This is a genomic window from Lysinibacillus sp. DFXJR4 (assembly GCF_057196045.1).
Genome location: NZ_JBXUNW010000005.1, coordinates 197,539 through 219,447 on the forward strand (window position 1 = coordinate 197,539; position 21,909 = coordinate 219,447).

Sequence of the window (21,909 nt, forward strand, 5' to 3'; positions counted from 1 at the left end):
ATGAAGCATCCTATTAAAATCATGCAAATAGGTGATGGGAATTTTATTAGAGGCTTTTTTGACTTAGCAGTTGAAAAACTACGAGTCCCTTGCAGTATCGTTTCAGTCGCAGCAACAGCAAGAGGAAAAACAGTTAAACAGCTAGAAGAACAACAGTTGCAATTCACTGTGATGGAACGTGGGTTAAAAAATGGTGAGGTTGTAGAAGAAGAAACCACTATTAAGATTATTCAAGATACTATTCATCCATATGAGAACTGGCATACATTTTTACAATATGCGCAGTCAGAAACATTAGAAATGATTGTGTCTAATACAACAGAGGCAGGTATTTATTACGAAAATATCCCATACCCTACTGCCTGTCCAACAAGCTATGCAGCAAAGTTAACAGTCTTTCTAGAACAATATTACAATCATTTTCAAGGTGAAAAACAATTGGCAATTGTGCCTCTGGAATTAATAGAACAGAATGGCTCTACACTAAAAACGATTTGTCTACAGCATGCCAAAGACTGGAACTTGCCTATAGCATTTAATGACTGGCTCGCTACTTTAACTTTTTGTAATACACTAGTAGACCGTATTGTAACGGGTTATCCACAAGAGTATCAGGGAAAGGATGCCTTATATACAGTTTGTGAACCCTATTTCTTATTTGTGATTGATCAGAAAGAGCCTTTTAAATATTGGCCAACATGTCTTGATTTACCTTTTGTTTTTGATGATTTAGACATGTAACGGAAACGCAAAGTCGCCATTTTAAATGGTAGTCATATTTTGCTTTCAGCATTTGGCAAAATTTATAATTATACAACCGTAAGAGAGGCATTTTCTAATGCAGGCGTTCGAGCCTTTATTGAAAAAGTAACAAACGATTTTACACAACGATTCCAAGTAGATGAACGCTATCAGCAAGATGTCTTTGAACGTTTTTTAAATCCATTTATTGAGCATCAGCTATATGATATTCAATTAAATGAATTATCAAAGTGGCAAACACGTATTGCTCCATTTGCTGAAACAGAAATATACTATCAAGCTTTAGCATTAGGGATATATGCAATGAATCCAACACGCTTTTCCATGCGTGAATCCGATCAGGTTATCGAAAAGTTGGTTGATATCCATAACCATTTTGAACAGGGGCAGACAAAGCCAATGCAACAATTTATCGAACAGCATTTTCAATGTGATGCAACCGAGGTGATTCAACAATTATCCACAATTCATAGATTATTGGAGGAAATAGTATGCGACAATTGATTATTAAAGAACCGTTTCATATGGTGGAACGTGAGGTAGACAAGCCAAGTATTGTAAGAAGTCATGATGTTCTATTAAAAATCACACATATTGGCGTGTGTGGAACAGATACACATGCTTTTGCAGGTGAACAGCCATTCTTTAGTTATCCACGTGTGTTAGGCCATGAACTAGCTGCTATCGTGGAAGAAGTCGGTGAAGCAGTAAAAGCCATTGAAGTAGGAGATCGTGCAACAGTTATTCCATACATCCATTGTGGGGAGTGTGTTGCATGTCGTCGAGGCCAAACGAACTGCTGTAAATCCTTGAAAGTATTAGGTGTACATATGGATGGAGGTATGGGTGAGTATATCGTAGTCGATGACAGTATTGTGATTACAGATAATGCAGTGTCAGGCGATCAATTAGCTATTGTTGAGCCATTAGCTATTGGTGCTCATGCTGTTCGTCGTTCAGAATTAACAGAGAATGATACAGTACTTGTCATCGGTGCAGGGCCAATTGGGTTAGGAGCGGCACGCTTTGCTAAATTACGGGGAGCAAAAACAGTTTTAATGGACTTGAATGAAGAACGTTTAAAAGCAGGACAGGCATGGACGGAAGCGGATGGCGTAATTGTTGGTAGTCATGAGGTAATGTCCCAATTACATGAAAATTTTAATGGCGAACTTCCTACAGTTGTCTTTGATGCAACAGGTAATCAACAATCAATGGAATCTTCGTTCCAGTACGTAGAAAATAGCGGAACATTAGTATTTATTGGCTTAATGAAGAAGACGATTACATTTAACGATCCTGAATTCCATTCAAAGGAATTAACGTTGAAAAGTAGTCGTAATGCTACTTTGGAAGATTTTGAGACAGTCATGAACTATATGCAATCAGGTGCTATAAAGCAAGGCTATGTCACGAAAAATATTGCATTTGACGAAGCAATTTCTTACTTCGAGGCAAAACAGTACAATACGAATAAAGCCCAAATCTATTTTAAATAATGGGAGGATTATTTTCAATGAATATTTCTGTACCAGTATTAAAAGAAATAGTTGTTCAAAAATTCACAGCTCAGGGTGTTGACGCTGAAACGGCGGCGCAAGTAGCAGATGTTTTGATTTATGCTGATTTACGTGGTGTCAGTTCTCATGGTGTTATGCGTGTGGAACATTATTTAACACGTTTAAAGGCAGGCGGCATAACGAAAAACCCAAATTTTTCAGTAGAAAAACGGGGTACAAATCACCTTCTATTTAGAGGTGATAATGGTTTTGGACATGTTATTTGTAAAGAAGCGATGGATGAAACGATTAAAATAGCAAAGGAACATGGTTCATGTACAACGATTATTCAAGAGAGTAGCCATTGTGGGGCACTCGGCTATTTCCTTGAACAGGCCACTAGTGAAAATTTAATTGCTATTATGTGCTCACAAACCGACTCTGCAGTCGTTCCTTTTGGAGGAAAAGAGCCTTATTTTGGGACGAATCCAATAGCTTACGGTTTTCCAACAAACGATAAACCAATCATTTTGGATATGGCAACTAGTAATGTAGCACTCGGGAAAATTTTATATGCACGTGAAAAAGGAGAAACAATCCCAAATACATGGGGAGTTGATGCACAAGGGGTGCCAACTACAGACCCTCATCAAGTAAAATCTTTAACACCCTTTGCAGGGGCAAAAGGATATGGTATGGCACTTGTAGTAGATGTTCTTTCCGGAATTTTAGCAAGTGCAGCTTTTGGTCCACACATTTCAAAAATGTATAGCGATTACGAACAAAAACGAAATCTAGGACAATATTTATATGTATTAGATCCAAATATTTTTGGAGATATTGATCAATTCAAAGCAAGTATCTCACAAATGATGAATGAATTACATGATGCGCCAACGGCACCTAATTTTGAACAGGTACTGGTACCTGGTGAAATTGAACAGAAATGTAGTGCGGAAACAATGGATCAGGGCATTGATTTACCAGAACAAGTATATAACTATTTGAATAGTTAACTTAACTAGTAAAGTATGCTATGCTACATAATACCAAGGAGAGTTTCCATATTTATAGGTAGGAGATTGATTTTAGTGAAAAAAACAACAATTGCCGATGTTGCGCAATATGCAAATGTTTCGAATAGTACCGTCTCGCAATATTTGAATAAGCGATATGAATATATGAGTGTAGAGACTCGTAAAAAAATTGAAGAAGCTATTGAAGCATTGCAATATCGTCCAAATTTAATGGCACGTAGCTTAAAACAGAAATCTACCTTTACGATAGGTATTATAGTAGCGAATATTATCCATGACTTTTCAACAAAAATTATAAATGCACTGGAAGCAGAATTTGATAAAGAAGGCTTCCATATGATTGTATGTAATTCAGCGGATAATCCTAAAAAAGAAAAAAAACATATCGAAACTTTACTAGAAAAACAGGTGGATGGCTTGATTGTTTTTCCAACAGGAGAAAACAAAAATCTGTATGTAAGGCTTCACCAACAAGCGATTCCAATCGTTTTTATCGACCGTTTTATAGAGGGAGTGGATATTCCAGCTGTATTGCTTGATAATTTTTCAGCAATGAGTACGGCAGTGGAAACGTTTCGAAAGCACCCGTTAGCCATTATCACCACATCTTTAGCCTTACCAATTACTCCTCGTGTAGAACGTTTAGAAGGATTTCGCCAAGCACTTCAAAATAAAAATATGTTAGTTGATGAGCGATACATTAAAAATGGTGAACCAGTAGAGATGGAAGAAATATTCGATCAATTATTTGCATTGGAACAACCACCAAAGGGAATTATTGCTGCAAATGATCGTATTTTTCAAGAATTAATGATTTATATAAAAAAGCGAAACTTACGTGTACCGAATGATTTACAAGTGATAGCTGTTGATGATGTGCCCTATGCAAATTTTTTAACTCCTTCCATTACTACATTAAAACAGCCTATCCTACCGATGGCTCAAAAATCTGCTTCACTACTCTTTGCAAAAATCAAAAAAGAACAGATAGCTGATGAACAAAAACTCTATCGCTTTAAGCCAATAGTCATTCATCGAGATTCAACTAACTAAAACAGCAACCCTTAGCTAAGTTCCTAGCTTTGGGTTGCTGTTTTAAGTAATACTGATAATCCCCCTTTTTCTTGTTCAAATTCACGACTTAGCCGATGCTTCTGTGGTAAAAAAAAGGTGACTGTATCGTTCGAGACAGGATTTAGCTGTTTCACCATGCGACAAAGTTGTCCTATAGGGCTATTAATAAGCTTTATTACTTTTTATCATCTACCTAATTTTACTTATTTAGAGGCTCAAAAAATAATAATTAAGGAAAACACAATAGAAAGTGTATATATATCAACTCGGAAGATGGTAAATATTCGAAGAGAAAAAATCTTAATGAATGATTAATTTTCTTACACAATATAGGGCAAAATATTTAATGGTTATTAAATTTTTTATTGATGGCACTGATACTGTAGTTAATTAAGGTGTGTTAGTTATATCCCAATAAAACGGCTAACTTAAGGGACCTCCTATTATTTGCCTACCATACCTTTTAAAAGTGTGGGAAGAATAATTTTTAATTCGTAGGTCATACTAAAACGGATTTCACTTATGAAATCTATAATGATGAGGAGGATGGAAAAATGAGTAGGTTTGAACAATTAGACCCCAAATCTCAAAAAATCCACCGCAACTGGTCAAGGATTAAGCATTCTAAATCTCAAGTAAATGGTGAAACGGAGATTACTCTCCACAACCGTATCTTGAGAAGTGAAGCAAAGGCCCGACAGTTTTAATCATGCTAGAAAAGTAAGTGTCATCAAGCCCAGAATTTATTCTGGGTTTTTTATTTTGTAAGCTAAAATAGACCCAATTATTTTTTTATCTTCAATTATTTTGTAATTAATCCGATATAAACTCTAACGAATTTAAAAGGGAGAGGGGATTATAATGAAAATAACATCATATACAAATACAGTTAATTTTCTTCAAACCATCCATACTCTGTCTAAGGAAGATGGAAATCCTCAAACTTTAAAAAAGGGTCAGGATGTTGTCACAATTGGAAATGAAGCGCGTAGTTTATTCGATTCTCACATTCAATTGCAAGAGGCACCAGAGGAGATAGCTCAAAAAATAACCTCTATGTTTAAGGATGGAGGGAAATTAAACTACGTAGAAAGTGAGGAGCAGCTGGCTATTCGTGCGGAACAGCAGGCTCGATTGGATGAGGAAATTGAACATAATGTTCTTGCCATCATCATCCCGCATATTCAAACAAACGAGAAACTTGTCAATAGCTTAAAAGGTGCAAGTCAGCAAGCACTAGATGCTACATATTCAACAATCTCTCAAAATCTCTTAGTGCATAATGTTGGCAATATGACGGAAGAACAGCGTCAAGCCATGATTTCACTTGGTTTAGAAAAAGCGCAATTTATTGCAGATAACTACTTACAGGGAAAACAGGCAAAAGATTTTATGGAGGCTATGACAACAATTGCAAAATTTGCAGTCAATGGCGTGAAAAATGACAATGGTACTGTTTCATATACCATTGAAAAGGGACCATTAGTACATGCACCGGATGATTATATTCATATAGATGATTTAGTAAAAGAGGCGTACCCTGAAAAATGGCAGAGCTTTAAAGATAAAATAGTAGCTGCTACTGAAAAACAGGATAAAGATGCGCTTGTGGAAGCATTCAAGGAATATAATCAATTGGTAAAATCGATTTATACAAATCAACCACATCTCGTGCAAGAAAAAATAAAAGACTATGGTAATTGGCAAAAAAACATTAAAAATACAGAGGTTTCAAAGCAATTTAGTCAATTAGATAAAACCTCTCTTTCCAATTTTATGGAGGATATCAAAACAACAAATGCTTGGTTATCCAATGAGTTTTTGGCAAAGGATTTAAAAAATTTCCAAAGATATCTGACTAGAAATCATTAAAATCATTTAGTCTCCTTGATGTCCATATCATATAAGGAGACTATTTGTGTTGCTTTTTTGAAGGGAGAGATACTAAATGACAGAACAAATCAAAATTAGAGCTGCCACTGAAGAGGATGCTGAAAATATGCTGGCAATACAGAGTGAAGTTTTAGCAGAAGTTGATTATTTAATCACTACATTAGAGGAATTTCAGCAAACGATTGATGAGCAAAGAAAATGGATACAAGCAAAATTAGAAAATGAACGAGAATTAATCTTAATCGCACAATATCAAGAAAAAATAGTTGGTTGCTTGTGTTTCAATCACCAAATCGAAAACGATTAGCTCATACAGGTTCCTTTGGCATGATGATATTAAAAGAATATCGTGGTCTTGGGATAGGAAAACGTTTGCTTGAGAAGCTACTAAAGTGGGCAGAGCTCAATCCATATATTGAAAAGATTAGTCTTGGCGTATTTTCAACAAATGAAAGTGCCATTGCTCTCTATAAAAAGATGGGATTTGTGGAGGAAGGAAGAAAAATCAATGAAATTAAGTTAAATGATAAGCAATATATTGATGATGTTTTAATGTATAAGATGGTTTAATTTCATTAAATTGGCTAATCAAATTCTAGGTATAGACTTTTATACAAAATCTATGCGCTATCAACGTCTTTCCTTTTTCCATTAATACCCACCTGGAATCATTAAATTTTTATCACCATTTACAATAACTATGCCTTCTGGTTGAATAATATATCTTCATTAGATAAAGTTAAATGTTTCCTTTTATTATAATAGTGCATAAAGTTAATTAAAAAGGAGTGAAAGTAATGAATATTCCAATTCCAACATATTTACAGCCATTTGCAGAAAACGTACAACAACCAAACGAAGTTGAATCACACTTACAGCTTTGTTCTAGCACTGGCAATCAACAATTTGAAATTTGGTATTATGGTGATATGTTATCGCTTGAGGGGGAGGTAATGCCTTTCATTACAGGTACAACCACTAAAATCGTTGCAAAGGACCCATTAACAGCAGAGGAAATTTTATTGTTTGATGGGACCATGCATGGCTATAATGCATTGTTTTGTGATGAGTATACAGAAGAACAACGTGTTAATCGTTCACTTCAAAAATATAACATGCCCCCAACAGAGATTGTATTATCATTTTTTTATAATATTGATTTCGATGAAGAAGTGGATGACTATGAGGTAGATGACCAAGGTTATGTACAACTGATTAGCGGAGAAACAGCAGACTGGAACACAATCAAAAGAAATGGCTATGATGCATTTGCTTTTTATTTCAAGAAAGAAGATGGGACGCTGTTAGCATTTGCACAGGAAGAATTAGCATAGTGAAGGCATGGGCTGTCTCACAATGCTTTTAAGAATAATATAGTTTAATTTCATAGGAAGGAAATATAAATAATATGAAAATATTTAATTTCACACAAGAGTTTGCCAATCAAATTATAAATTATGATTCAGTAGACGCTTTCTATAAGAAGATAATGAGAACGGTAGAACCAACGAGTATTGGCTTTATGTATATAGAGCAGGGTGGTATCGTTGGAATGCATGAGGCTCCTGTTCCCCAGTTATTTATAGTCATTCAAGGTGAAGGATGGATTTGTGGAGCAGATAAGGAGAAGATATTTTTAAAGGCTGGAGAGGGTGTATTTTGGCAAAAAGGCCAAGCACATGAATCAGGAAGTGACTCGGGATTAACAGCACTTGTCCTCGAATCTAAGCAAATCAATCTTGCCTAGTCACAAATTGTAACGGAGTAAATTTTAGCTCCGTTACAGCTTTAAGCTGAGTTTAACTTATATGCCCATCGAATAGATTTTCATACTCTGCTAGTTTCACAAAGCCTCTTGCTTGATAAAAGCTCATACCTCTTATATTTTCCCTCTCTACACAAAGATAAGAAAACATTTGGATACCTTTTTTGCCCTGTGTTTCAGGAAGAATTAGATTGCCCAAAAGCTCAGCTTCATCGTTTTTTATATTTGAAAAATTGGAAATCTACTAAATTAATTCCTCTAGTATAGCAACTTAAAAAGGACTGATTTCTAGATGTTCTTTTAAGCGCCCAGCACTATCAAGCAACCTGTAAAAAACGATTCTGGATGTCATATAGGATGATGCTTTCGTATGGTTGATGCCAGCTTCTCTTGGCAATTTCTTGCACGAAAAAGATGTCATTCTCTTGTATCTGTCGTATAATGAGTGTCAACACTTACCACCCATAATTCCAATTTTTCTATTTATTGTAACATTAAATCATACGAAAGGAGATGACTTCATGCAAGTAGTTGAAAAAGCATTTGGCTATATTACAAGAGAGCATGAGGGGCAGTTACAGGTGCTAGTATTTGAGCAAAATACAGAAGGAGCCGGCATCCAAATTCCAAAAGGCACAGTAGAGGAAGGGGAAACACCGCTAGAGGCTGTAACTCGAGAGATGTTTGAGGAGACTGGCTTATCGCATTTAACAGTTAATGGGTTAATTGCTGAAGATTATTTTAATCATTATTCAGGCGCTTTACAAAAACGCTATTTTTATCATCTAACGACGAATGAAAAACGAGATACATGGCAGCATCATCCTACAGGATTAAACGAAACAGGTTTTATATTCTCCTTTTATTGGATAACAGATGAGCAGGAAGTGTCACTAGCAAAAGGACATGGAGATTATTTGTATCGAGTAATGGCTCCTATTAATCATTAAGTGTATTTCCGTTATTGAAATCATTTGGGGAATCTGAAAACTAGCAAGGGACTAGGTTCACAAATTTTCAGCTTTATTACTAGCGCTTCTACTAATGTATAGAACATTCTATAGCCTATTTCTCCTAAAATTTAACACGAAAAAATTTTAGAAGAAATAGGCTATATTAGCTAAAACAACCGCGTTTCTAGTTGATAGAGACGCGGTTGTTTTGTTTACTATTTTTTATGCCTTTTCGGCAATCTCTAATGCTTGTGTGAAATCAGCGATCAGATCGTCAACATGCTCTAGTCCTACTGAGAAGCGTAATAGTCCGTCAGTAATACCACGTTTTGCACGTTCCTCAGGCTCCATTGCAGCATGACTCATTTTGGCTGGGTAGGATAAAATCGATTCAACGCCACCAAGAGAGACTGCAAAAACAGGAATTTTCATCGCTTCTACAAGTGCTTTTGCGGCTTTGTAGCTTGGCAGACGGAATGATAGGACAGCACCTGCACTTGTGCACTGGCTACGATGAATATCATAGCCTGGATGAGATTCAAGCCCAGGGTAATATACTTGCTCGACAAGAGGGTTTGCAGCTAAAAATTCTGCAATCTTTTGTGCTGATTCCGCTGAGCGACTAAAGCGTACAGCAGTCGTCTTTATATTTTGCAATAGTGTAAAGGAATCCTGTACACCTAGAATATTGCCGAATGAATTTTGGATAAAGTAAAGGTCTTGTCCTAGCTTTTCATCAGCTGTAACCGTCAATCCTGCAATAATATCAGAGTGTCCGGATAAAAACTTTGTAGCACTGTGGATGACAACATCTACACCTAGCTCAAGTGGACGTTGGTGTAAAGGTGTCATAAATGTATTGTCTAAAAACGTTAAACAATGATGCTGCTGCTTGGCTAAGGTAACTACCCCACGAATATCTGTAATGCCAAGCGTAGGATTTGATGGTGTTTCCATATAAAGCAATTTAGTTGTAGGTGTGATAGCTGCTTCAACAGCTGCTAAATCGGTAAAATCAACAAAAGTATGCGTTATCCCAAAACGTGGTAATACTTTAGTGACGAAACGATATGTGCCCCCATAAACATCTTCTGTCATCACAATATGATCACCCTGTGATAATAGCATCAAGGCTGCGGACACAGCGGCAATCCCTGAGGAGAAGGCATGTGCACGAACTCCTCCTTCAAGTTCCGCAACTGCTTTTTCCAATGCATCCCTTGTAGGGTTACCTGATCGAGCATAATCATATTCTCCAAATTCATCAATACTCTCCTGATGAAACGTTGATGATAAATACATAGGCACATTGACTGCACCTTTTTTATTAGCGTAGCCGTCACGAACTCCTGCGTGTATTAGGCTTGTTTCCATACGTTGCTTCATGTCTATGCCTCTTTTCTAAGGATATCGAATACTTGTTTTAAATCAGCAATTAAATCCTCAGCCTCTTCAATTCCGACTGAGAAACGCAGTAAACGGTCACATACACCACGTTCAATACGTTCCTCATATGGCATATCTGCATGTGTCTGAGTAGCAGGGTATGTAATAAAGCTTTCAACACCGCCAAGGCTCTCAGCAAACGTAATTAATTTTAAGTTACGAAGGAATGGGTCAATCCACTCAGCTTTCTGTAAACGGAAGGACAGCATACCGCCTTTTCCTGTGTATAATACGTCAGTTACAAGTTCTTCCTGCTCTAGATAAGCAGCAATTGCTTTTGCATTTGCATCGTGCTGCTTTAGACGAAGATGCATTGTTTTTAAGCCACGAATCAATAGCCAAGCATCCATTGCCCCTAATACCATTCCGCTGCCATTATGAAGAAAGGCAATACGTTCCGCTAGTTCTGCGCCTTTTGCGACAACTAAACCCGCTAAGACATCATTATGACCACCAATATACTTAGTAGCTGAATGAATAACAATATCTGCACCTAATTCGATTGGACGTTGGAAATATGGCGTATAGAATGTGTTATCAACAATTAACCAAACATCATGCTTGTGGGCTAATTCCGCGTAAGTTTGCAAATCAAATTCCTGCATAAGTGGGTTTGTCGGAGTTTCAATGAAAAAGGCACGCGTATTGTTATTGATTAAAGCTTCAACCTGTTCAACCGATTCAAATTTTGAGTAAACAGGCTTAATATTATATGTCTCTTCGAAGAAATGAAAAAGTCGATATGTACCTCCATATAAATCATCAGGCACCACCAATTCATCCCCAGGCTTAAATAATGATAGAATTAACTGAATGGCTGCCATACCTGAACTACAGGCAAAACCCATGTCCCCGCCTTCTAAATCAGCAATTCCTTCTTCTAATAAGCTACGGGTTGGATTTTTTGTACGTGTATAGTCAAAACCAGTGGATTCACCAATCCCCGTATGCTTGTACGCTGTTGATAGATGAATTGGCGGGCTGACAGCACCTGTTCTTGGATCACTTAAATTGCCAAGTTGTACAAGTTTTGTTTCAATACTTCTGTTGATTGTCATATCGTCACTCTTTTCTGCATCGTAGTCATGGAAAGAGTCAAATTTTCTCTTGATCCATATTCTCAATAATTGTTACCAATTTAACATGTATGATAAAGAAGAACAAGATGATTTCAGAAAATTAGCTAGATTATTTAAGGTAAATCACCTAGGAATAGTAGGAGATGGAGAAAGGGGAGTATCCAAGAGGAATAGGTAGAACGGAAATGCAAGAATATTTGTCTTTAAGGGCAAAATGACTGAGATTTAAGATAGCAGCAGGATAATATGCAAAAATTGATATAATTGAGGCACATTGGATTATCAAATTATGATTGCTTTACTCCAGCGTTGAGAGAGGAATTATTAGCAAATGAATCAAGGTATCTAACCCATAAAGCTTCCTTTAATTGTTGTTTTAAAAAAAAGAATCTGCCTGCTTCCTAATAGGAAAATGCGACAGATTCTTTAGTAATATTAGGCTTGTTCTTTTTTTAATAAATCTCGAATTTCCTTTAGCAGCTCTTCCTTCGCATCTAGTTCAGGTGCTGGTTCTTCCACAACTGCCTCTTCTTTTTTACGAGAAAACTTGGTCATAATTCTTAATGCCATAAAAATTGCAAAAGCAATTATTAAAAAGTCAATAATCGACTGTAAAAATTCACCCAATTTAACTGTGGCATCACCAGAGCCATAGACAAAGCTTTCTGTTAAATCGATACCACCAGTTAAAATACCGACTAATGGCATAATAATATTTGCAACTAAGGAGGTAACAATTTTACCGAAAGCACCACCAATCACCACTGCTACTGCTAGATCGACAATATTGCCCTTCATAGCAAACTCTTTAAAGTCTTTCCACAAAACAAATTCCTCCAATATTTACCCATATAAATGAATCAAAATATATTTTACTATATTTTTCCCGTTCTTTTCAACTGTTATAATAGTGGAAATTATATACTGAAAAAATGACTACAAAAAACGACAAATTTGGTAATATAGAAAGAGAAAATTTAATTAGGTGTGAATTATGACGAAAAATATGAAGAAAAAACCATTATCATCATCCGTTCAATTGGGAGTGATAGCACTATTAGTACCAATAGCCATAACAGTTTATGTCCTTGCTTTTTTTGCCTGGAGGGAGCTTCAAACACTACCGATATTTGAGAAAATCGCTCAACAACGGGCAATAGAAGATATTCAACAAAATTTTGATATGAAAATTCCTGAACAATTTATTCCTATTTATGTAGCAGCAGAGGAGAAATATGGTGTGCCATGGACTTTACTAGCAGCCCATCATCGAATAGAAACTCGCTTTTCCTCCATGAAATCTCTTGTTTCCCCAGCAGGTGCTGAAGGTCCGATGCAATTTATGCCATGTACATTTGTGGGCTGGAAACATCCTTCCTGTTCCGGTTTAGGGAAAGGAAATATTTCAAAAACAGAGCTAATGAGTCCAGAAGCCATAAAGAAATACGGTGGTTATGGTGTTGATGCCAATGGAGATGGAATTGCTGATCCATATGATATTGAGGATGCTATTTATAGTGCAGCAAATTATTTATCAAAAAACGGGGCAGCAAATGGCGATGTTAAACAGGCTGTTTTTCAGTACAATCATAGTGATGAATACGTTGAAAAGGTGTTACATTATTTTAATTTATATAATGATTATCATGATGAGTTGAAACACGCAGTGCTGTTAAATGATAAAAAGTAAAGAGCCACCAAAATTGATGGCTCTTTCCTACATATTTAGGTTGCTTTACGCATACTCTTTAAAATAATGCTTACAATGAATATAAGCACAATCGCACCAATTAATGCTGGGAATACGTAAAAATCACTAACTCTCCAACCCCAGTTGCCCAAAACCATGCTACCGACCCATGAACCGACAATCCCTGCAACGATATTTCCAATGATGCCGCCAGGTACATCTTTTCCTAAAATGACGCCAGCTAACCAACCTAAAATACCGCCGATGATTAAATACCAAATGAAGCTAATCATTTTTCTTCATCTCCTTAAAATTAAGATATAATGGCGATTACTTAGTTATACCCTGAATAGAGCATATTAAACGCACCTAGCTTCTATGGTTTTTATTACAAATCCATGAAATGGCTTTATTGAACAATTGTTGCACCTAGCGTATGTTCAAAATGACGTAATGCCCATTCATGGCCTGCAGCATCAAAACTTGCAACACCATGTGCATAAATAACTGTGGGAATACCCAAATTATAAGCATCGACAGCTGTATGTAATACGCAAATATCCGTACATACACCAACTAAATGAATTTCTTCAATGCCACGTTCCTTCAATAATATGGATAAAGTAGTTCCCGCAAATGCACTATAACGTGTTTTATCAAGCCATAATACCTTATCTTTGTAAAGATTATACATTTCACCTACTTGCCCATATAAATGGCGCCCCTTTGTGCCACGAATATTGTGTGGAGGAAATAGCTTTGTTTCAGGATGAAAGCTATCATTTTCTTCATGTAAATCATTGGCAAAAACAATAAATTCTTGATCAGCAATAAATTGTTTGATTAAGGATGCTATTTTTTCATCCAATACTTGACCGGGTTCACCACATGTTAGTTTTCCATCAGAGGCTACAAAATCATACGTATAATCGATAACTAATAACGCTTTTTTCAATTTTTCCACTCTCCCTATAGGTATAATTTCACTTTAATCATGCCATATTTGGGCCTGGTTGTCAGAAAAATGATTATATTTTAATATTAAGAATAGTTTGAAAATTGTTTTCCTTGTGAGTATAATATGAAAAAAGGAGAGTGTTCAATATGAATATGACAGCTATGAAGCGTTTAAATCGACAAGGGTTACTTATTGCAGGTTTACATCTGCTAGTGATGCTAAATATAGCAGCAGATTTCATTTTTGTCTCGTAAGCTAATAAAAATAATATAGAAAGGTGAGTTTAATGCTTGTCGAAAACTAAAGCAACCGTGATGGCTATTTTGATGATATGTCCACGGTTGTTTTTTGTTGTCTTGAACTATTATATGAAATACTTTTGAAATCGTGATATGAAAAGGAATTTTTTAGACAATTGTCAAATACATAGTACATGTAAAGGAGTGATTGGATGACAACAAGATTTGACCACGCTTTTCAAGAAATAGAGCGGCCATTTGCTTGGATAGATTTTGATGCTTTAGATAAAAATATTGCAACGGTTCGCAATGATTGCGGAGAAAAAAATATCCGAATTGCTACAAAATCAATTCGTTCTGTAGAGATACTACGATATTTATACGACAACCTTCCAAATGCTGTTGGATATATGACGTTTACGGCTGCTGAGACTCTTTTCTTATTGCAGCAGCATTTTGATGATGTATTGCTTGGCTATCCAGTTATGGAAGAAGGATCTGTACGAAAGTTATTACACTTCGTAAAAGAAGGAAAAACCGTCACTTTTATGGTTGATAAGGAGGAGCATGTGACTTTTTTGGCTAGGCTAGGACAAGAGCTTGGCGTTCGTGTACAGGTATGTATAGATATTAATGTGTCCAATGATTTTAAATTACTTTATTTCGGTACAAAACGTTCTTCCCTTTATTCATTAGAGACCTTAACACCGTTCTTAAAATTTATAGAACAACAGCCAGATATCGAGGTAGTAGGAGCTATGGGGTATGAAGCACAAATTGCTGGAGTGGGTAATCGACCTGTAAATGCTATAAAGGGAAGAATTATAGACGTTATGCAGCAACAAGCTAAAAAACAGGTTACTCAGTTCCGTCGATTAGCCATTGCTCATATAAAGGCGTATTTTCCAAAAGTACGCTTTATCAACGGTGGCGGTTCAGGAAGTATGGCGTATACTGCACAGCAGAGAGAAGTAACGGAAATAACAGTGGGCTCTGCATTTTATGCCCCAGCATTGTTTGATCAGTTTACGCATTTATACCTTGAGAAGGCAGCTGGCTTTGCTTTAAGAGTAACGAGGAAGCCAGATAAGAATATTGTTGTTTGCCACGGAGGAGGCTATACTGCCTCTGGTGCAATCGGTGCTGATCGTTTACCGGTATTCTATGAACCCACCTTTTTTTCATATCTTAGTTTAGAAGGAGCAGGAGAAGTTCAATCACCGATTAAGGTAAAGCATAAAAATATTAATGTAGGTGACACATTGTATTTTCGACATGCAAAAGCAGGAGAGCTTTGTGAAAGATTTCAAAAACTGCATACTATTCGAGGGGACAAGTATGTAGGGTCTTATAATACTTATAGGGGGGATGGGCAATGTTTTCTATAGAGAAATGGAAAAATGGTGAGAAATGGACAAATTGGGCTGGCAATGTAATCTCTTATCCAGGTGAGATGTATTTACCCCAATCGATTGAGGATGTAGTCAATATAGTGAAGCAAGCGCGTGAATCGGGAAAAACAATTCGTGTCACAGGTGCCGCTCACTCTTTTAGTGCTGTTGCAATGCCTGAGCATATCGCACTTTCTTTACATAATATGCGTGGGCTTATAGCTGTAAATGAGGAAAAGCAAGAGGTAACGCTTTGGGCTGGAACCTATTTATATGAAATTGGGCCTTTGCTTGCAAAACATGGCTTTGCTCTAAGTAATATGGGGGATATTCAAGAGCAATCCATTGCGGGTGCCGTGTCAACAGGCACACATGGAACAGGAGTAACACTAGGCTCGCTATCTTCAACAGTCACAAAATGGGGATTTGTTGACGGTACTGGGACATATCGAGAGCATACTAGAGGCTTAGATGATTTATCTGAATCTTTACATGTATCACTCGGTATGCTTGGTGTGCTTGTGAAGGTGACAATCAAGGTAATACCTCTTTACGGCCTACATTATATAGGTACAAGGGATACCCTGACAAACGGACTGACTATTTTTGCCGAGGATATTCGACAGCATCGTCATGTGGAATGGTTTTATTTTCCCGGTAGTGAGACCATACAAGTTAAACGTATGGATGTGGTACACCCTGTTTATCAGAGTGACTGGAGCAGGAGAATTGAAATAATGAAACTTCAAATAGTAGAAAATGGTGCATTTTTAGCAATGTCTGAGCTTTGTAAATGGAAGCCTTCATTAAGTGGAACGATGAGTAAAATAGCTGCAGCAAATGTTGTAGAGGGGGAGAAAACAGGCATTAGTTATGAAATTTATCCATCCCCTAGAAGCGTAAAGTTTCAGGAAAGTGAATATGCAATTCCCTTAATGTATTTCGAAGCATGTATGGAGGAGATTCATGCAACCTTCAAGAAGGGGCTTTTTAATGTTCATTTTCCATTGGAATGTAGAACTACAGCTGGTGAAGCAGGTTTTTTAAGTCCTACGCAGGGGCAAGAATCAGCCTTTATTGCCTTTCATATGTATAAAGGAATGTCTGAAGAACCTTATTTTGAATGGATTCATACGATGATGAAGAAATATAAGGGACGTCCACATTGGGGAAAACAAAATCATTTAACAGCTGAGTATGTGTATGAACTATATCCAGATATTGAAAAGTTTTTAGCAATTCGTCGTCAGTATGATCCAGATAATGTTTTTTTCACTGGATATTTAAGAAAATTATTCACATTGTAAGCGCTATCTTATTCTGTAGACTTCTACTCATCTTCCAAGGTAATGGAAAGTCAACATAAAGATATTTATGAAAAATTAAAATTTGAACGAAATGTCAAAAAATTTATCAAAACGAGATAAAAGCGATGCTTAATCAGCATGAAAACGATTTCAAATTTAACGAATAATTTAAATTGTTTAAACAATTCAAAAAATACTGTTGACGAGACCTTTTTTTCGTACTATGATAACAACAATTTAACACGTTCGTTATAGCAGTTAGTTGTCTTTCAGGCAGTTAACATATAGACGAAAACAAAATAGACAGAACATTTCGTATATAGCAACGAACATAGCAATAAATGAGGGGCGTTTAAAATGAGAAGTGACATGATTAAAGTAGGCGTAGATCGTGCGCCACATCGAAGTCTTTTATATGCAACAGGCAAAGTAAAAGCAAAAGATTTAGGCAAGCCATTTATTGGGGTTTGTAATTCTTATATCGACATTATACCAGGTCACGTTCATTTACGTACATTTGCTGATGTTGTCAAAGAAGCCATTATTGAAGCAGGAGGAATTCCATTTGAGTTTAATACAATTGGGGTAGATGATGGCATTGCGATGGGGCATATTGGTATGCGTTACTCCTTACCAAGCCGTGAAATTATCGCAGACTCTGCAGAAACAGTTATTAATGCACACTGGTTTGATGGTGTATTCTACATTCCAAACTGTGACAAAATTACACCGGGAATGCTAATGGCAGCAGTTCGTACAAACGTACCATCAATTTTCGTTTCTGGTGGTCCAATGGAGGCTGGTACTTCTGCAACAGGTAAGCAACTATCTTTAACTTCTGTATTTGAAGGGGTAGGGGCACATAAATCAGGGAAAATGTCAGCTGAAGAGCTATTAGATATTGAAAATAACGCATGTCCAACATGTGGATCATGCTCAGGGATGTTTACAGCGAACTCTATGAACTGTTTAATGGAAATGTTAGGTGTAGCTTTACCAGGTAATGGTACAATCGTTGCTACATCTGAAGAGCGCCATCAGCTTATAAAAGAGGCCGCTAAACAACTAGTCCGTATGATTAAAGAGGATATTAAGCCTCGTGACATTATTACAAAAGAGGCAATTGATGATGCATTTGCACTGGATATGGCAATGGGTGGGTCAACAAATACAGTTCTTCATACGTTAGCGATCGCTAATGAGGCTGAAATTGACTATAACATTGAAGATATCAATAAAGTGGCAGAACGTGTTCCATATCTAGCAAAAATTATGCCAGCTTCAGATATTTCAATGGATGATATTAATAAAGCTGGTGGCGTTAGTGCCATTATTAATGAATTAGCAACTATTCCGGGTGCAATTTATCCAGACCGCCCAACAGTTGCTGGTGTAACAATGGGTGAACTTGTAAAAGACTATCACATCACAAATGATCAAGTTATCCGTACGAAAGACAATCCGTATAGCCCAGTCGGTGGCTTATCAGTTTTATTTGGTAATATCGCACCAGAAGGCTCTGTTATAAAAGTAGGAGCTGTCGACCCTTCTATTCAGGTATTCAGAGGCGAGGCAATCGTCTTTGATTCACAAGAAGCGGCACAGGAAAATATTGATAATGGAATAGTGAAAGAGGGCCATGTAGTCGTCATTCGCTACGAAGGACCAAAAGGTGGCCCAGGGATGCCTGAAATGCTCGCACCAACGTCTGCTATTCAAGGCCGTGGTCTCGGCACAAAGGTTGCATTAATTACAGATGGTCGTTTCTCAGGTGCATCTCGTGGTATTTCAATTGGACATATTTCACCGGAAGCAGCAGAAGGTGGTCCAATCGCATTAGTTGAAAATGGTGATGTCATCACAATTGATCTACCAAATCGTACAATCAATTTAGAAGTTTCAGATGAAGTTTTAGCTGAACGTCGTGCAAAACTGCCAGTATTTGAACCGAAAATCAAACGTGGTTGGCTTGCAAGATATTCAAAATTAGTAACCAACGCTTCTACAGGTGGCGTAATGAAAATTTAACAATTTGATATGTTAAAACGTTGATGAGGTTAAAGGTTCTAGAGCCTTGTATCTACCAGAGAGCCGGTCGTGCTGGAAGCCGGCGATACAACTAGATCCGACATCCCCTCGGAGTGAGCTATTAAACGCAGTTGCCATTAGATAGCTCCGGGCATAATCGAAAGTGCTCGTTATTAATGAATAAATGTTTTATGACACCGTATTGGATGCGAATAAACTCGCATTGGTCCATAAATGCTTTCATTTATTCACGAGGTAGCAAGTTTTTGCTATAAAAAAGGGTGGTACCATGGAAAGTCTTTTTCATCCCTACGTAAGGTAGTTCTTTGCGTGTGGAGAAAAAGGCTTTTTATTATTTTTGTCGACGTTTCAGAAGAGTCTCTTACTTTCTTAAGGAGACCTTCAGCCAGTTATACTTCACTGATGCGCATCACTAATGTGAAATTGAATGAAAAAGAAGAAGGAGGCATATTTGATGAGTGCGAATGTTTCTATCAATGAAAAAGAAGAATTAGCAACAACAGCAAAGGCTGAACAAACCTATCAGGCGAAAGATGGTGCTGACGTTTTAGTGCAAGCATTGCATGATCAAGGTGTCGAAATTATTTTCGGTTATCCAGGCGGTGCTGTTCTACAAATTTATGATGCAATGTATAAAAATCCAATTCGTCATATTTTAACTAGACATGAACAAGGTGCGATCCATGCGGCAGAAGGTTATGCACGGGTTTCCAATAAACCAGGAGTTGTTATTGCCACTAGTGGACCGGGGGCAACCAATCTAGTAACAGGTATTGCTGATGCTATGATTGACTCAATTCCGTTAGTTATTTTTACAGGTCAAGTGGCCACATCTGTCATTGGTACAGATGCTTTCCAAGAAGCGGATATTATGGGAATTACAACACCAATTACAAAGCATAACTACCAAGTACAGGATGTCAATGATATTCCGCGTATTGTACAAGAGGCTTTCCATATCGCCAATACGGGTAGGAAAGGTCCCGTAGTAGTGGATTTCCCAAAAAATGTGTCTCAAATGCTGTTTGATGTGGAAAATCCGCCACAAGCTCCAAATGAAATTTATTTACCAGGTTATCAACCAACCTATAAGCCAAACTATTTACAAATTCAAAAAGCAATTCAGGCAATTTCATTAGCAAAGAATCCTCTCATTTTAGCTGGTGCTGGCGTACTCTTTGCGGATGCACGTGAAGAATTAACAAGATTTGCGGAAAAATACCGTATTCCAGTAACTAACACGCTTTTAGGGCTTGGATCCATCCATGGAGAACATGAATTATTTATCGGAATGGCTGGTATGCATGGTACTGTTACAGCGAATACAGCTATTACAAAATCTGATTTATTATTAAATATTGGTGCTCGTTTTGATGATCGCCTAACAGGAAATTTAGCGACATTTGCTCCAAATGCAACAATTATACACATTGATATTGATCCAGCAGAAATTGGTAAAAATGTGCCAACTGATATCCCTATTGTGGCAGATGCAAAAGAAGCATTAAAAGCATTGTTGAAAAAGGATTTTGAGGGTCCTGATACAGCAGAATGGCTTGCATACTTAAGAAATCATGCCAATGAATACCCTCTGTGGTACTGCAAAGATCCTGGAGAAAAGGAAGTTTTACCACAGGAAGCATTAGAGCTTGTGCATAAAATTACAGAAGGTGATGCAATTGTCACAACGGATGTTGGTCAGCATCAAATGTGGGCTGCACAATATTATCGCTTAAATAATGATCATGGATGGGTAACGTCTGGTGGACTTGGTACGATGGGCTTCGGCTTCCCAGCTGCAATTGGCGCCCAGTTTGCGAAGCCAGACAAAAAGGTTGTTTCTATTGTAGGAGATGCAGGGTTCCAAATGACTGCACAAGAGCTTTCCCTATTAAAAGAATTCAACCTACCAGTAAAGGTGGTAATTTTAAATAACAGCTGTCTTGGAATGGTACGCCAGTGGCAACAAACATTTTATGAGGAGCGCTATTCATCTTCATTAATGCCAATCCAACCAGACTTTGTTAAATTAGCTGATGCATATGGTATAAAGGGTTATCGTATTAATACAATCGATGAAGCGGAGAGCATTTTCCGTGAGGCACTTCTTTCAGATGATCCAGTATTAATTGATTGTCGTGTTAAACAGCTTGAATGTGTTTATCCTATGGTAGCACCTGGCAAAGGCTTACATGAAATGATCGGGGTGAAAAAGAGTTGAAACGAGTAATTACAGTAACAGTGATTAACCAAAGTGGCGTATTAAACCGTGTAACGGGCTTGCTGATGAAACGCCAATTCAATATTGAATCCATTACAGTTGGTCATACCGAGCAGCCAAACTTCTCGAAAATGACATTTGTTGTAAATGTAGAAGATGAGAGTAAAATTGAACAGCTAGTAAAGCAGTTATCAAAACAAATTGATGTATTAAAGGTCAATGATATAACAGATAAATCAATCGTGTTACGTGAGTTAGCGCTTGTCAAAGTTATTTCGCCACCAAACTTACGATTGGAAATGAATTCAATTGTTGAACCATTCCGTCCACAAATTATTGATACGGCAAAAAATGTTGTCACATATCAAGTTGTAGGACATCCAGATAAGATTGATGCCTTTATTGAACTCATTCGACCATATGGAATTAAAGAATTAACACGCACAGGGGCAACTGCTTCTGTTCGAGAAACACAAAAAATCTCAAATCCGCAGCTCTCTATTTTAAAATAGTTTGCATATAAAATTGATTGCTTTAGATGCATAG

22 protein-coding genes and 1 pseudogene are annotated in these 21,909 nt (G+C 37.1%); 18 read left to right on the forward strand and 5 right to left on the reverse strand.

What is annotated here, in order from left to right:
• The 12 genes and pseudogenes from AC2CGN_RS13695 (at position 1) to AC2CGN_RS13750 (ending at position 8,980) form a co-directional block, all read left to right on the forward strand.
• Positions 1–741, forward strand: a complete 741-nt coding sequence (locus AC2CGN_RS13695; protein WP_484514406.1) for a mannitol dehydrogenase family protein — start codon at positions 1–3, stop codon at positions 739–741.
• 15 nt (positions 742–756) lie between these two features.
• Positions 757–1,266: pseudogene (locus AC2CGN_RS13700) on the forward strand (mannitol dehydrogenase family protein); the annotation flags it as partial.
• The gene (locus AC2CGN_RS13705) at positions 1,254–2,261 is read left to right on the forward strand and encodes a zinc-binding alcohol dehydrogenase family protein (protein WP_484514408.1); all 1,008 of its coding nucleotides are present in this window, start codon (positions 1,254–1,256) and stop codon (positions 2,259–2,261) included. The pseudogene AC2CGN_RS13700 and the gene AC2CGN_RS13705, both read left to right, overlap by 13 nt.
• A gap of 17 nt (positions 2,262–2,278) precedes the next feature.
• Positions 2,279–3,277: an ureidoglycolate dehydrogenase gene (gene allD, locus AC2CGN_RS13710; RefSeq protein WP_484514410.1), complete on the forward strand. Its 999-nt coding sequence runs from the start codon at positions 2,279–2,281 to the stop codon at positions 3,275–3,277.
• Between the two features lie 75 nt (positions 3,278–3,352).
• Positions 3,353–4,351, forward strand: coding sequence for a LacI family DNA-binding transcriptional regulator (locus AC2CGN_RS13715; RefSeq protein WP_429982122.1), 999 nt, complete (start codon positions 3,353–3,355; stop codon positions 4,349–4,351).
• 575 nt (positions 4,352–4,926) lie between these two features.
• Positions 4,927–5,079 (forward strand): YpzG family protein, encoded by a 153-nt coding sequence (locus AC2CGN_RS13720; RefSeq protein ID WP_283868410.1) that lies wholly within the window; start codon positions 4,927–4,929, stop codon positions 5,077–5,079.
• A gap of 154 nt (positions 5,080–5,233) precedes the next feature.
• Positions 5,234–6,244: a hypothetical protein gene (locus AC2CGN_RS13725; protein WP_484514413.1), complete on the forward strand. Its 1,011-nt coding sequence runs from the start codon at positions 5,234–5,236 to the stop codon at positions 6,242–6,244.
• A 76-nt stretch (positions 6,245–6,320) separates the two neighbouring features.
• Positions 6,321–6,572 (forward strand): GNAT family N-acetyltransferase, encoded by a 252-nt coding sequence (locus AC2CGN_RS13730; protein WP_484514415.1) that lies wholly within the window; start codon positions 6,321–6,323, stop codon positions 6,570–6,572.
• Positions 6,542–6,835, forward strand: a complete 294-nt coding sequence (locus AC2CGN_RS13735) for a GNAT family N-acetyltransferase (protein ID WP_484514417.1) — start codon at positions 6,542–6,544, stop codon at positions 6,833–6,835. Before AC2CGN_RS13730 ends, AC2CGN_RS13735 begins: the two co-directional genes overlap by 31 nt.
• 227 nt (positions 6,836–7,062) lie before the next feature.
• Positions 7,063–7,599, forward strand: a complete 537-nt coding sequence (locus AC2CGN_RS13740) for a hypothetical protein (protein ID WP_484514419.1) — start codon at positions 7,063–7,065, stop codon at positions 7,597–7,599.
• 74 nt (positions 7,600–7,673) lie between these two features.
• On the forward strand, positions 7,674–8,012 hold the full coding sequence (locus tag AC2CGN_RS13745; protein ID WP_429990046.1) for a cupin domain-containing protein: 339 nt from the start codon (positions 7,674–7,676) through the stop codon (positions 8,010–8,012).
• A 539-nt stretch (positions 8,013–8,551) separates the two neighbouring features.
• Complete coding sequence (locus tag AC2CGN_RS13750) at positions 8,552–8,980, forward strand: NUDIX hydrolase (protein WP_484514422.1); 429 nt, start codon at positions 8,552–8,554, stop codon at positions 8,978–8,980.
• 225 nt (positions 8,981–9,205) lie between these two features.
• Here the strand turns inward: AC2CGN_RS13750 and AC2CGN_RS13755 are convergent, their stop codons facing one another.
• The 3 genes from AC2CGN_RS13755 to mscL all read right to left on the reverse strand — a co-directional run bounded on the left by AC2CGN_RS13755 (position 9,206) and on the right by mscL (position 12,333).
• A complete protein-coding gene (locus AC2CGN_RS13755; protein ID WP_484514424.1) occupies positions 9,206–10,369 on the reverse strand; it encodes an aminotransferase class I/II-fold pyridoxal phosphate-dependent enzyme in 1,164 nt (387 codons plus the stop codon).
• Positions 10,370–10,371: 2 nt separating this feature from the next.
• Positions 10,372–11,487 carry a methionine biosynthesis PLP-dependent protein gene (locus tag AC2CGN_RS13760; protein WP_484514426.1) on the reverse strand — a complete coding sequence of 372 codons (1,116 nt, stop codon included), beginning with the start codon at positions 11,485–11,487 and terminating at the stop codon, positions 10,372–10,374.
• Between the two features lie 456 nt (positions 11,488–11,943).
• Positions 11,944–12,333 carry a large conductance mechanosensitive channel protein MscL gene (gene mscL / locus AC2CGN_RS13765; protein WP_283868403.1) on the reverse strand — a complete coding sequence of 130 codons (390 nt, stop codon included), beginning with the start codon at positions 12,331–12,333 and terminating at the stop codon, positions 11,944–11,946.
• Positions 12,334–12,514: 181 nt separating this feature from the next.
• On the opposite strand from mscL, the gene AC2CGN_RS13770 reads away from it, so the two are divergent.
• The gene (locus tag AC2CGN_RS13770) at positions 12,515–13,198 is read left to right on the forward strand and encodes a lytic transglycosylase domain-containing protein (RefSeq protein WP_429982113.1); all 684 of its coding nucleotides are present in this window, start codon (positions 12,515–12,517) and stop codon (positions 13,196–13,198) included.
• Positions 13,199–13,233: 35 nt separating this feature from the next.
• On the opposite strand, the gene AC2CGN_RS13775 is transcribed toward AC2CGN_RS13770, so the two are convergent.
• Together AC2CGN_RS13775 and AC2CGN_RS13780 are read right to left on the reverse strand one after the other, a co-directional pair.
• Entirely contained in the window at positions 13,234–13,491 is a 258-nt protein-coding gene (locus AC2CGN_RS13775) for a GlsB/YeaQ/YmgE family stress response membrane protein (protein ID WP_054771849.1), read from the reverse strand.
• A 116-nt stretch (positions 13,492–13,607) separates the two neighbouring features.
• Entirely contained in the window at positions 13,608–14,153 is a 546-nt protein-coding gene (locus AC2CGN_RS13780; protein ID WP_484514429.1) for a cysteine hydrolase family protein, read from the reverse strand.
• A gap of 454 nt (positions 14,154–14,607) precedes the next feature.
• Between AC2CGN_RS13780 and AC2CGN_RS13785 the strand changes: the two genes are divergently transcribed.
• The 5 genes from AC2CGN_RS13785 to ilvN all read left to right on the forward strand — a co-directional run bounded on the left by AC2CGN_RS13785 (position 14,608) and on the right by ilvN (position 21,875).
• Positions 14,608–15,783: an amino acid deaminase/aldolase gene (locus AC2CGN_RS13785; protein WP_429990049.1), complete on the forward strand. Its 1,176-nt coding sequence runs from the start codon at positions 14,608–14,610 to the stop codon at positions 15,781–15,783.
• Positions 15,771–17,093, forward strand: a complete 1,323-nt coding sequence (locus AC2CGN_RS13790; protein WP_484514432.1) for a D-arabinono-1,4-lactone oxidase — start codon at positions 15,771–15,773, stop codon at positions 17,091–17,093. The genes AC2CGN_RS13785 and AC2CGN_RS13790 overlap by 13 nt, the downstream gene beginning before the upstream one ends.
• 357 nt (positions 17,094–17,450) lie before the next feature.
• On the forward strand, positions 17,451–19,121 hold the full coding sequence (gene ilvD, locus AC2CGN_RS13795; protein ID WP_484514434.1) for a dihydroxy-acid dehydratase: 1,671 nt from the start codon (positions 17,451–17,453) through the stop codon (positions 19,119–19,121).
• A gap of 475 nt (positions 19,122–19,596) precedes the next feature.
• Positions 19,597–21,363 carry a biosynthetic-type acetolactate synthase large subunit gene (gene ilvB, locus AC2CGN_RS13800; RefSeq protein WP_484514436.1) on the forward strand — a complete coding sequence of 589 codons (1,767 nt, stop codon included), beginning with the start codon at positions 19,597–19,599 and terminating at the stop codon, positions 21,361–21,363.
• Positions 21,360–21,875, forward strand: coding sequence for an acetolactate synthase small subunit (gene ilvN / locus AC2CGN_RS13805; RefSeq protein WP_283868395.1), 516 nt, complete (start codon positions 21,360–21,362; stop codon positions 21,873–21,875). The genes ilvB and ilvN overlap by 4 nt, the downstream gene beginning before the upstream one ends.
• Positions 21,876–21,909 lie beyond the last annotated feature (34 nt).